The 12,422-nt window shown below is 39.9% G+C and carries 9 protein-coding genes, 1 pseudogene and 1 riboswitch; of the genes and pseudogenes, 2 read left to right on the forward strand and 8 right to left on the reverse strand.

Annotated elements, in window-relative coordinates:
* The first annotated feature begins 156 nt into the window (after positions 1–156).
* Both FTU29_RS02625 and FTU29_RS02630 read left to right on the forward strand, forming a co-directional pair.
* Positions 157–1,239 (forward strand): putative zinc-binding metallopeptidase, encoded by a 1,083-nt coding sequence (locus tag FTU29_RS02625; RefSeq protein ID WP_180120193.1) that lies wholly within the window; start codon positions 157–159, stop codon positions 1,237–1,239.
* Between the two features lie 190 nt (positions 1,240–1,429).
* Entirely contained in the window at positions 1,430–3,379 is a 1,950-nt protein-coding gene (locus FTU29_RS02630) for a triacylglycerol lipase (protein WP_180120195.1), read from the forward strand.
* 150 nt (positions 3,380–3,529) lie between these two features.
* On the opposite strand, the gene FTU29_RS02635 is transcribed toward FTU29_RS02630, so the two are convergent.
* The 8 genes and pseudogenes from FTU29_RS02635 to tauD form a co-directional block, all read right to left on the reverse strand.
* On the reverse strand, positions 3,530–3,970 hold the full coding sequence (locus FTU29_RS02635; protein ID WP_180078832.1) for a GIY-YIG nuclease family protein: 441 nt from the start codon (positions 3,968–3,970) through the stop codon (positions 3,530–3,532).
* The gene (locus FTU29_RS02640) at positions 3,967–4,710 is read right to left on the reverse strand and encodes an SLATT domain-containing protein (RefSeq protein WP_180078834.1); all 744 of its coding nucleotides are present in this window, start codon (positions 4,708–4,710) and stop codon (positions 3,967–3,969) included. The genes FTU29_RS02635 and FTU29_RS02640 overlap by 4 nt, the downstream gene beginning before the upstream one ends.
* A gap of 98 nt (positions 4,711–4,808) precedes the next feature.
* Positions 4,809–4,957 (reverse strand): annotated as a pseudogene (locus FTU29_RS17620) (biotin/lipoyl-containing protein); the annotation flags it as partial.
* Between the two features lie 43 nt (positions 4,958–5,000).
* Positions 5,001–5,924 carry an Abi family protein gene (locus tag FTU29_RS02650; protein WP_180078838.1) on the reverse strand — a complete coding sequence of 308 codons (924 nt, stop codon included), beginning with the start codon at positions 5,922–5,924 and terminating at the stop codon, positions 5,001–5,003.
* 188 nt (positions 5,925–6,112) lie between these two features.
* A complete protein-coding gene (uca, locus tag FTU29_RS02655) occupies positions 6,113–9,718 on the reverse strand; it encodes an urea carboxylase (RefSeq protein WP_180120197.1) in 3,606 nt (1,201 codons plus the stop codon).
* A gap of 4 nt (positions 9,719–9,722) precedes the next feature.
* A complete protein-coding gene (locus tag FTU29_RS02660) occupies positions 9,723–10,385 on the reverse strand; it encodes an urea amidolyase associated protein UAAP2 (protein ID WP_180093979.1) in 663 nt (220 codons plus the stop codon).
* Between the two features lie 11 nt (positions 10,386–10,396).
* Positions 10,397–11,134, reverse strand: coding sequence for an urea amidolyase associated protein UAAP1 (locus tag FTU29_RS02665; RefSeq protein ID WP_180120198.1), 738 nt, complete (start codon positions 11,132–11,134; stop codon positions 10,397–10,399).
* A 29-nt stretch (positions 11,135–11,163) separates the two neighbouring features.
* Positions 11,164–11,275, reverse strand: a riboswitch (guanidine-I (ykkC/yxkD leader).
* A 281-nt stretch (positions 11,276–11,556) separates the two neighbouring features.
* Positions 11,557–12,402 carry a taurine dioxygenase gene (gene tauD / locus FTU29_RS02670; RefSeq protein WP_180120200.1) on the reverse strand — a complete coding sequence of 282 codons (846 nt, stop codon included), beginning with the start codon at positions 12,400–12,402 and terminating at the stop codon, positions 11,557–11,559.
* Positions 12,403–12,422 lie beyond the last annotated feature (20 nt).

Consider the following 12,422-nt stretch of genomic DNA (forward strand, 5'->3'; position numbering starts at 1 on the left):
TGCGATGGGTGATTTTCTGAAGGCTATTTCTAAAGCTTATTGGTCTTATTAACCGAGAACATTGACAGACCCGCAACAAACTCGAAGTGCAATTTATTTCATCAACATTGAACATCATTTATACTGATTAAACTTTCTATTCATCACTCAACGCCTATGAAGTATTTCAGCTGCGCGGTCTGTTCTAACCAAATCTTTTTTGCCAATTCACACTGTGTCAATTGTCAGACTGCGCTGGGTTATATTGCCTCTGAAAAGCAAATGGGCTGTTTTGAAAAGCATAGTTCTACGCTATGGCTTGCGTTAAATCCTGAAATAAAGGGAAAACGCTTTAAACCTTGTCATAATTATCAACATCATCAGGTTTGCAACTGGATGGTACCTGCCGACAGTGAGGAAATTTATTGTGAATCTTGCTTGCTCACGCACACCATCCCCAACTTAGATAATCCAGACCATATTGTGTACTGGGCACGATTGGAACATGCCAAACGGCGTTTTTTGTATTTAATGCAGCAACTGAATACCATGCCGCGTCCTAAACGCAGCAAAGATGACCGTTTTGGCCTGCGTTTTGACTTTCTCATGCCAACAGAAAATACACCTGTCATTACCGGTCATGCCAATGGCATTATTACCTTAAATGCCAGTGAAGCAGATGTGATTTACCGTGAAACAACGCGCATAAAAATGGGTGAAAACTACCGCACACTTCTAGGTCATTTTAGACATGAAAGCGGTCATTATTATTTTGATTTGATTAAACATTTACACCCAGAGCTGATTGATGAATTTCGAGAACTGTTTGGTGATGAACGACAAGATTATAGTGAAGCTTTGAAACGACATTATAATGACGGTGCGCCACAAAATTGGGCGGATTACTATGTCAGTTCATATGCCAGTACGCATCCTTGGGAAGATTGGGCGGAAACATGGGCGCATTATTTGCATATGATGGACACCCTAGAAACAGCCTACTATGCAGGATTAGTGGTCAAAACCAATAAGTCAGATTTGAATAATTTAGAACTGAAAGAAAACCCGATTGGCGCTCAGGATTTTGACCTATTGCTGCAACATTGGATGACCTTGACCTTTAATTTAAATGCGTTGAACCGCAGCATGGGCTTAGATGATGCATATCCGTTTACGCTGTCGAATCCAGTATTGGATAAATTGCGGTTTATTCACCACAAACTGCTCAACATGACCTTAAAAAACCAGCAGCACAATTAGATTAAATTTAACACGTGACAGTGTTTGAATCTCAAATCAACTTTTCGGTATCACAGTATTCGTACATTAGCTTAGTTTGAAAGGATGTATACGTAGTAATTTTCTTGGATTGAGCGCTGTAACACCTGCCCTATTTTTACTATTTTATAAAGGTTAAAATAACAAAAAATAGATGCCTGTGACCTTTCCAATGATGCCTTTCACGCATTTACCCGCTCGTTTTATGTGTATTATCAGCCTGAGTTTGCTCAGTGGATGCCAATTGGTCAAATTACAAGAAAATCAACTCAGTGCGTCACTAAATTATAAAACAGATAGCATATTAACCCATCAGAAGCTCAGTACATTTAGCCATCAAATCCTGTTAATGGTGAATGAAAGCGACCAATCTTGTTTAAATGCGCTTGAAAGCTGTATTCACAAAATGCGTAATAATGAAACTTTAGATATTGCTCAAGTCTATGCAGCAGCAAGTGAGCTGTACATGGCACGTGCTTTAAGCGCCGATCAAAATCCACAATGCAAAAAAAGCTTAAAACAACACAGCGGAAAATTAGCTTCAAGCAAAATAAAAATGTGTATGGATCAACAGCTTGCAGACTTTGATTTCAGTCTGCGCTACAGCTATGTCTATCTATTTAAATCCGCTCAAGCCCCTGAAGAACGCTTATTTGATTTGCGTCAGGGACAAGTCCGCACCTTTTATAATGTGGCTTTATCACGTTTAATCACCTCATCATTTACCCGTTTTGACTATCAGCAAATGCCTGAAAGTTTAATGCTGGGTTCATCGCTTTATCATTTTAACTATGAGCATTATCCTGAAATCAAAAATGCGGACATTGATAAATTACTGTCGAGCTATAATTTTAATTTTTCAGGCTTAAAAACCATTAATCGTCAGGCAGGCATTGGTTCTGAATTTGTCTTAGTCAAAAAAGCTACGGATCTGTCTGCTGCGCAGTCTTTTATACTAGATCCTGAACAATATTATTCAAATAAATCCAACCCCAATATCCATACAGCACGCTATTTATCTGTCAGTGCGATAGCAGAGCCTGCAAAGACCAATAGCAGCATTAGTGAAATTTTGTCGCCGCAATCAGACTTTAAGGTTGAATTATTTAATCCCTATCAATTTAAAAAAGCAAAAATTGAATCTCAGTCCTATACCCTAACGGCCAATTATTCTGTGCCTTATGGACTTTGGTTAGCCGAAAATAAATTAGGACAATCTGGCTATTGGACACTCCTAAATAAGGAAGAACATTTGCGCATGCCACATGTGTTTATGTTAGAGCCGTATCAACCCAATAAAAAGATTATTGTCATGGTTCACGGTTTAGCCAGCAGTCCTGAAACTTGGATCAGCCTGACCAATAACATCATGGGTGATCAAAAACTGCGTGATCATTACCAAGTTTGGCAAGTGTTTTACTCAACCAATATGCCAATATTTGAGAGTCGTTTTCAAATCAATGCTTTACTCAAACAGGCATTTGCAACTGTTCAACCCAATACGCCTTCGGCTCAAGATGCTGTCATTATCGGACATAGTATGGGCGGCATCATTAGTCGTTTATTGGTTAGTGATGCAGATATTTCCGCTCAAGCTATTCCACTCATGAACTATGAACAAAATACACAGTTACAACGTCATCCAATTATCCGCGATCGTTTTGTCTTTAAAGCCTTGAAGCCAGTTAGTCGTGCAATTTTCATTGCCGCACCGCATCATGGTACTGACTATGCAGACCGCTGGTTTACCAATTTGGCGAAAAAAATCGTGGTATTGCCTTTAAGTTTTTTAAATGATGTCAATGTTGAAATCCCGAATGCAAAAAATTCAACGATGGGCCTGATTAAGTCTGGGCCAGCAGATTTAAGTCAAAAATCACGTTTTATGCTGTTGTCTGCCGACATCATGCCAAATAAAGATATTCCCTATCATTCTATTATGGGGAATCAGACGCAAAGTACTGAACCGAGCAAAATGTCGGATGGCATTGTTCCCTATACAAGTTCTCATTTAGATGGCGCGGTGTCTGAAAAGATTTTCTATGGTGGACATTCAATCCATGAATCTGCGGATGCCATTTTAGAGTTACGACGCATTTTGAGAGAGCATTTGGATAATTAATAGAAATTTTTAAAGCGTGGTTTTTATGAACTTGATCTTGTAGATCGTCTAAAGTGATTTTTCCAGCTTTCTCACTTTTGTTTCTTCTGCTAGTTATGTTAATTTAAATACCTTTAATAAATGTCCAATAATAGGACTTTTACAAAATCACTACATACCAGTTTTAATAACATTATATTTGGGTTTAAGCCTTGAAATTAGAAATACCTCTAAAGCATTAGCAATATAAGCATATTCTTGCTCAAAACCGATAGTCACAATTGCTCCTGCTTCTTTTAATCTGTCATCAATTGGACCATAAATATTGTTAGATTTATCAATCCAACGACAGTATTTCATAACTCTAGCACTTAATCCATTGCCGCGATATAGACCGCCACCACGTGATGTGCCAGCACCAATATATGTAATCTCATTACCATGTACGAAAGCATAAACCCCTTGTTTATCGTAATTAGGGATTTTTCGGAAGTCTGTGTGTACTGCTGACCAACTAGGAGGTAAACCTAATTTTTTTCCATTCCAATGATTTTGGAAAAAAACTTCTGTGCATACTATTAAGTTTTCTAATCCAGCTTTATGTGCAGTCATTTTTTTGCTGGAACTCCACCTAAATATTGAGGTAAAACTTCCGTAACACCTACCATATCCAATATAAAAACTGTTTCTATTAGAATCATTAAACTAGGTAAAAGAAAAGGGAAAAAAAACCAGAGCAATGCTTTAATTTTTAGGAATAGTCTCTTCAAACCCGTAATATTAAAATCATCTTTCTTTTCTAACATCACTTTTAAATAATCTAGTTGACTATGATTTTCAGAGTCTCTTAAAACATCTTTATATTTATCTTGTATTTCACTAAAATCATCACAATCCATAGGCAAATTTCTTAGTGATCTAATTAGATTTTTTACTCTGTCACCACAGTCATTTAATGCTATCGCTCTTGCATCGTATCTTGCAGTTGCATTTATAGTCGAATAAACAAGTACTGCTACAGCCAAGAAAACTTGCATTAAATTTAAAACCTTCGCGTGAAAATTCAAAGCTATATCAGTATTTTGAATTAATGGTATTAAGATTAATCCCAATGATAAATATGTAGCAGTGAATAATGAAAAGTTATTTAAATATTTTAAACGCTCTGAAGCTTTAAATCGACAATTAGCTGTTGTACGCATACTATCATGTAACATGTCGCGCTTTGTTATATTAGGATTAGGGGTTTCTAATGGATAAAGGCTAAAAATCCATTTCCATAAAGACACAATATGACTAACAATTTTTTTCCAACAAAGATGCCTTTGAGTACAATCTTCTTTCTGTTGCATACAGTTTTTAATTATCTAAATAATTTTTAGACACACTAACAATTTTATTATTTATTTTCAATCAGAAACCGCCCATGCAGACGATCTTATTTAACTCGCTAACAACAAGCCACAGGCGCTAACGTAAACAACACCTGCCCTGTTTTCACCGTTTGCCCACTTTCAATTGTAATTTCTAAAACCACCATAAATTAGGCGCAATAATCGCAATCTCAATTTTAATGGCTTCAATCACGGCTAAACCTGCCTAAGAAGGTTTTTATTTATAATCGAGTATTCATTAAATTTCATTAAAGACTCCATATTGGATGGTTTTCCCAATGATTTGGAAAACCCATTGCCATACGCCAATTTTCATCCCTTAAAATCGGTTTGAGTATAGTATTCATTTGACTACACCACTCTGCGTCAAAACCTGTTGGGCGTAACATCGTTTTTAATATGAGCAATACATAAAAAATGCGTTTATTGGTTGGTGTGATGGGTGACTGCCAATTTTCATCTTTATCCAACTTCGCTTTAATGGCTAACTCTCTATTCCAAAGTCGCCCATGATGGGCACATACATTTCGCACATAAGTTAATATATGTAGCCAATCGGCTAATTTCTCGTGATGAATATTAAAATGCTGTGAAATGGCTTTTTTATCTTCTTTATTTAATTTTTGGTTATTTTCCAGTCCATGATATAAAAATGATAAAGAACCTAAGCTTAAAACTTCGGTCAGCATCCATATTGGAATGTGTGGATAGCCCTTATAATTCTGTTCAAAATGCTGAATAAACGTATCTTTAGATCGTTCAACCTCTTTGTCACAATTTTTAATAAATACCTTATGGTTAAATTTTGGATGAAAATTTTCCTCACAATATATGCCAAATGCACCATATTGATGAGCCATAAAATAAGTGATTTTTGTACGTAAGAACGTTTCTATGACTTCAATTGCACTAAAAATATGTAATCTTAATTCTGTATCAAACTCATAAATTTGAACAATTTTTTCTAAATAAGTTCCTGACCTAAAATGATCGGTAATTTGACCATCGATATAAATTCGATATGGATGCCAATATGCACTCAATCGATAATAACCATATTTCGAAAGTACAGTTTCAGCCCAAGCATGATTATGAATAATCATTCCCTTGGCTTTCAGGTGATTTACCTGTTCCGTATAAGATAGTGGATTTTTATTATAGGTTTTCAGCATAATTCATTATATTTAAGCATAAAAAACCGCCAAGGTTGCGCGGACTTCCAAAGAAGAACTAAGCGTGGCGGCTGTATTAAATTTATCATATCGACAATTGTCGTTATAAGCAAGCACTAATCAAAAACCGCCCTTATGGACGGTCTTAAAATTGCCTCCTTTTTCAAAGGAGGGTTAGGGAGGATTTCTTATGCCACAGGTGACAACGTAAACAATACCTGCCCCGTTTTCACCGTCTGCCCTTTTTCAATGGTAATTTCAGAAACCTTCATACGTTCAGGCGCAATAATGGGGATCTCAATTTTCATCGCTTCAATTACCGCAAGCGTTGCACCTTCTTCCACAATATCACCTGACTTGCATTCAATTTTCCAAATACTGCCCGGCATGTGCGATTCCACAGCACAGCCCCCTTCAGGTACGTCAACCCCTTCACCATCATCCACAGCATCAAGGCTTTCAGAGACATATTCTGCAAGTCCTGCCTCATGCCAGCGACGACGTTCTGCATCAAAGTTAGCCTGTTGCACAGACTTAAATGCTGAAATAGATTCTGTATTTTCAGTCAAGAAGTCATTGTATTCTTTTAGGTTCAGTACACCTTCTTCTACACGGATTTTTAAACGACCAGCTTTAAAGTCCTCACGCATTTGCATCAGTTCAGTTTCAGAGACTTCATAAAACTTAATTTGGTCAAAGAAGCGTAGTAACCACGGCATACCTTGCTCAAAGTCAGGGTTTTGACGGTAACGAGACCACATTTGCGTAGTACGACCCACGAACTGATAGCCTCCCGGACCTTCCATGCCGTAGACACACATATACGCACCGCCAATACCGACAGCATTTTCAGGTGTCCATGTCCGTGCAGGATTGTATTTAGTCGTCACTAAACGCTGGCGAGGATCAAGTGGTGTTGCCACAGGTGCACCTAAATACACATCGCCCAAACCCATGACCAAATAACTCGCGTCATAAACCACATCTTTGACCGCTTGTTTGTCGTTTAAACCATTAATACGACGGATAAACTCAATATTGTCAGGACACCATGGTGCATCTCGACGTACCGTTTGCATATAACGCTCTGTCGCTAGCTGGGTTTGTGAATCCTCCCAAGCGAGTGGCAGATATACGGTACGTGATGGGACTTGCATCTCGGTCACATCAGGCAGTTCAGCTTCAGCGACTTGCAGTAAACGCAATAAATCCAATTGATCAAGCTTGATCGAATCAAAATGAATTTGCAGCGAACGAATCCCCGGTGTGAGATCAATAATCCCTGTGATATTTTGCTTTTGAACCCATTGCATGAGTGCATGAATACGGAAGCGTAAGTTTAGATCAAGCACCAACTCACCATATTCCACCAACATGTAGTTGTTTCCGGCAGGACGATACACCACATCAGGCGCACCATTTTCACCTTTTAAGGTATCAAGCACGGCATTTTTTAAGGTTGCGAGTTCAGGATAGAACGACTCATCAAATGCGACAGCTTGGGTATCAGATGCTTCTAATTGCGCATGATATTTTTCATTCAGCATTTTGGCTTGGTGATAGCTCACAGGCACAAATTTAACTTTGTCACCGGCTTTCAATTGACCTAATTTCCATAGCTCAGAATGAATCACCACCGCAGGACAAACGAAACCACCGAGACTTGGACCATCTGGACCCAAGATAATCGGCATATCACCAGTGAAATCAATCGCACCAATGGCATAAGCATTGTCATGAATATTTGATGGATGCAGACCTGCTTCACCACCATCCTCACGTGCCCATTCCGGTTTTGGACCAATGAGACGAATACCGGTACGGCTTGAGTTAAAGTGAATCTCAAAGGTATTGGAAAAGAAAGTATCAATATCATTTTTGGTGAAGAAATCAGGCGCACCATGTGGGCCGTACATCACCGCAATTTCCCACTCATGGCTAAATGACGGCACTTGTTCAGGTGCAAGCGCTGTGACTTGTTCAGATGTAAATGCCGTGATTGGTAACATATCGCCAATCAATAAGTTACGACCTGCATGACCACCAAACTGACCTAAGGTAAAGGTCGCTTGTGAGCCGAGATATTCAGGCACATTCAGACCGCCTTTAATCCCAATATACGTACGGCAACCTGTGGCGATTTTGCCACATTTGAGCACCTGACCTTTACGCACATTGACGGTCTGCCACATCGGAACTTGAGCGCCATCTAGTGTTGATGGCATATCACCACCCGCCAATACAATTTGGCTATCACAGTGGAATTTTAAGCTTGGTCCTTGCAAAGTACATTCAAGCCCTGCCGTGTTATATGCATTACCTAACAATTGATTCGCAACATTAAGTGACAGCGGATCAATCGCACCTGATGGTGGTACACCCACATCCCAATAGCCCAAACGACCTGTGACATCTTGCACAGAAGTTTGAATGCCTGATTGCAACACTTCAATTTTTTGGGTTTTCCACTCAAATGTATTTAAGAATCGTGTGGTTTGCGTACCGGCTTTAAATACATCACAGTCGATAATGTTTTGTAGATATTCAAGATTGGTTTCGATACCTGCAACCGATGTTTTGCCGAGAGTTTCGGTCATTGCAGCAATTGCCAAGTCTCGATCATCCGCTGTCACAATGATTTTCGCAATCATCGGGTCATAAAATGACGATACATTGGAACCTGTTTCCACCCAAGTTTCATTACGGGCATTACTATCAAACTCAACATGCGTCAGTAAACCAGCACTGGGTTGGAAGTTCTTGATCGGGTCTTCGGCATATAAACGCACTTGAATTGAATGACCTTTCGATTCAAGTTGTTCTGTTGGTGTAATCCAATCACCACTGCCTAAAGTCACCATCCATTCCACAAGATCGACACCAAACACTTGCTCTGTCACGCCGTGTTCAACTTGCAGGCGGGTATTTACTTCTAAAAAGTAGAATTCTTGTGTGTCGGTATCCATCACAAATTCTACTGTGCCTGCCGAACGGTAATTCACCGACTGCATCAACCCAATCGCAACCGATTGAATATAGGCACGTTGATCATCATTGATATGTGGTGCTGGGGTTTCCTCAATCACTTTTTGGTTTCGGCGCTGCACCGAACAATCACGCTCACCGAGTGCTAAAACTAAGCCATTGCCATCACCAAAAATCTGCACTTCGATATGACGGGCATTTTGTACGAATTTTTCGAGGTACAAGCCTGCATCTTTAAAGTTGGCTTGGGCAAGATATGAAACCGTAGAATAAGCATCTTTCAGCTCTTCTTCATTCCACACCAAACGCATGCCGATACCGCCACCGCCTGCGGTACTTTTCAGCATCACAGGATAACCAATACGTTTAGCTTCCGTTAAGGCTTCGGCTTCATCTGCCAAAAGCTGACTGCCCGGAAGAAGTGGTACATTGGCTTGAATTGCAAGTTCACGTGCAATATGTTTTAAGCCAAATGATTTCATTTGTGCCGAATTTGGCCCTAAAAATACTATGCCTTGAGCTGCACAGAGATCACAAAATTCTGCATTTTCAGACAAGAAACCATAGCCCGGATGAATCGCTTCTGCACCTGTTTGTTTTGTGACTTCTAAAATTTTATCGACATTTAAATAGCTTTGGCTGGCAGGACTATCACCAATAAATACTGCTTCATCCGCCAAGGTCACATGCAAAGAATCACGGTCTGCTTCGGAATACACAGCAACAGATTGAATGCCTAATTTTTTGAGTGTACGGATCACTCGACACGCGATTGCACCACGGTTGGCAATGAGGACTTTATTGAACATGGTATTACTCCTCACCGTCACGGATGATCAATTGAATTTTTGTTGGGTTATAGGCATTACATGGGTTATTCAGTTGCGGACAATTGGAAATGAGGACAATGAGATCCATTTCAGCTTTAATTTCAACATATTTACCCGGTGCAGAAATACCATCATCAAATTTAAGATGACCTTCCGCAGTCACAGGCACATTCATAAAGAAGTTAATATTTGGGCCGATATGGCGCACATTTAAGCCATGTTTTTTGGCAATAGGATGCTGAGACAGCGCAATCATGAAATTGTTACGGCAACTGTGCATTGGAAATTTGTCATGAGAATAACGCACGGTGTTACTTTCACATGAACATGCACCGCCTAAAGTATCGTGACGACCGCAATTATCATCATGAATGCTGGCAATTTTGTTGCCAAAGTTGGTGTATAGAGCTGTGCCTTTTTCTAAATAGATTTGTTGATTAATCGCTAAGGTATCAGTGGCGCTATAACGCTCTTCAGGGTTTGATGCCGAGATAAACAGCGTATCCACCGCTTGATTGCCCTCTAAATCCACGATACGGAAATACTGCCCTTTTTTGACTTCGCACATCCATGCTTCACCGGCAGAACATACTTCGCTTAACACTGATTTTTCAGAATGTTGTGTTGGATTTACTAATGCAGTCATGATCATTCCCCTCAAGCCGTTAAAGCGTAATAGCGTTTATTATTTTGAAAAGCACGTTGATTTTGCGGGCAAGAATCACGGCAAACATCGGTGTCTGCCAAAGGTAACGCCTTAAATAAACTTAGTTGTACGTCAGCAGGGTTATATTCTTCTGCTTGAGATAATCCATGTGGTGCACTAGATAAAAAGACTAAACAATCCATTTCAAAGCGCAGTTCAATAATTTGATCGGTGTTATCGGAGTCGATATAAGACAAGTTACCTGTATCATCAGGCGCAACCTTAGAGAAGAGATTAAGTGTTGAACTTAAGTCGGTTGCAGATAAACCAAACTTGGTCATTTCAAGCAATAAGCTATCTTTGCCGTTGCGGTACATATCATTACGGGCATCTTGGAAAGTTTTACTGCCGTATTGTTTTTCAATTTGCGATGCCGTACTTGGTGCACAAAACGCATCATTCCAAGCGTGATCGTCTTTGACTATCGAGATCATGACACGGCCTAAATCCGACGCCAAAATATGTCCTGTACTTAAATATGCCGTGTGTTGACCTTTGAGGCTATCTGGCATGTTATAGCGTTCAAGCTTATCTTCACTATTTACACAGTACAGTGCCACATTGGCATTTTGCCCTAGCGATTTAAGCTGTAATACTGCCCCACGCTGAATACGCGCTGACCAGTGGTGTCCACCCGGTAAAAGTTCAGTCCATAGTGCTTTATCTTCATGATAATGTGTTGTGCTCATTGCAGCCTCTGCCTAATTCTTAACTATTTACCTCCCGGGCTTTTATCCCTCCGTGCAGCTTTGCTTTGAATTAAAACGAAGCCGTGAACTCTCGGTCGCAGTCATACATAGAAATGTATCGGAACCCTAGATCACTTTATGATGTATGTAGAAATGCAAAGGCTGTGCCAATTTAGTATTACGGTTTGAATAAAACGTATTACTAAGGTTTTAGGGTTCGTTTTGATGCTTAAGCTGCAGTATTGGTTTTATATTGCGCTATTTTTGAACCGAAATTTTGTCTAGATATGCTTCATCATTGTGCATGTGCAATCATGCTTAAGTATTTTTGAATTTATATTTTTTAGATTGCTTCAAAATAAAAAGGCCCAATGTCAGCATTGGGCCTTTCCTGTGATGTTTGCAAACAGCTGCTTTCGCTTTTAACTTGCTGCTTTATAAAATGGTACCGAGCCATTCACGGTTGCACGATGCATAATGCGGTGCGCATCGCCATAGTCAAACAGCGCTTTGTGCTGTGTACAGCGGTTGTCCCAAATAGCGACATCACCTTCTTGCCATTTCCAGCGCAAGTGAAATTCTTCCTTCACCGCATGTTCAAACAAGAATGTCAGCAAAGCATCGCTCTCTTGTGCATTCAGTTCGTTAATATGCGTTGTAAATCCTTCATTCACAAACAGCACTTCAGCACCTGTTTCAGGGTGTGTACGTACGACCGGATGTACCACTGGCGGGTTTTTACGGAAACTATTTTCAAGGCGTTCGCGGTCTGCTGTTGTTGTACCAAAGCGCTCTAATGGAAAAGATTTACGAATATCATGTGTTGCTGTTAAACCGCGTAGTTGCTGTTTAAAATCTTCACTGAGCGCATTAAAAGCTGCTGTACCGCTGGCCCACAGCGTATCCCCGCCAAACTCTGGGATTTTAATGGCTTGCAGCACACAACCAAGTGGCGGTGTCTGACTAAAGGTCACATCAGTATGCCAAAGGTCATTGTCTCTTAAATCTTGTCTGTGGCTATCCAGAACAATCACTTCTGGCGCATCATCCATCGCAGGGTAAATCGGATGAATATGCAAAGTACCAAAGGTTTTTGCCAACCTCACTTGCGACTGTGCGCTAAGCGCCTGCTTTCTAAAAAAGATCACTTGATGCTGCAATAGTGCTTGTTTTATTTCCAGCAGCACCGGTGTATCGGCATGGTTTAAATCGATACCTTCAATAACGGCGCCAATGTTTGGGTTAATTTGCTTCGCTTGCAATGACATAATCAAATCTTCTTCAATCT

The organism is Acinetobacter sp. YH12086 (assembly GCF_013419345.1).
In the GTDB taxonomy this organism is placed as follows: domain Bacteria; phylum Pseudomonadota; class Gammaproteobacteria; order Pseudomonadales; family Moraxellaceae; genus Acinetobacter; species Acinetobacter amyesii.

Bases quoted from the DNA above. Each gene is read 5' to 3' on its own strand.
- FTU29_RS02635 (WP_180078832.1), bottom strand. From the start codon at position 3,970: ATGACTGCACATAAAGCTGGATTAGAAAACTTAATAGTATGCACAGAA.
- FTU29_RS02650 (WP_180078838.1), bottom strand. From the start codon at position 5,924: ATGCTGAAAACCTATAATAAAAATCCACTATCTTATACGGAACAGGTA.
- FTU29_RS02665 (WP_180120198.1), bottom strand. From the start codon at position 11,134: ATGAGCACAACACATTATCATGAAGATAAAGCACTATGGACTGAACTT.
- tauD (WP_180120200.1), bottom strand. From the start codon at position 12,402: ATGTCATTGCAAGCGAAGCAAATTAACCCAAACATTGGCGCCGTTATT.
- FTU29_RS02660 (WP_180093979.1), bottom strand. From the start codon at position 10,385: ATGACTGCATTAGTAAATCCAACACAACATTCTGAAAAATCAGTGTTA.
- FTU29_RS02640 (WP_180078834.1), bottom strand. From the start codon at position 4,710: ATGCAACAGAAAGAAGATTGTACTCAAAGGCATCTTTGTTGGAAAAAA.
- uca (WP_180120197.1), bottom strand. From the start codon at position 9,718: ATGTTCAATAAAGTCCTCATTGCCAACCGTGGTGCAATCGCGTGTCGA.
- FTU29_RS02630 (WP_180120195.1), top strand. From the start codon at position 1,430: ATGATGCCTTTCACGCATTTACCCGCTCGTTTTATGTGTATTATCAGC.
- FTU29_RS02625 (WP_180120193.1), top strand. From the start codon at position 157: ATGAAGTATTTCAGCTGCGCGGTCTGTTCTAACCAAATCTTTTTTGCC.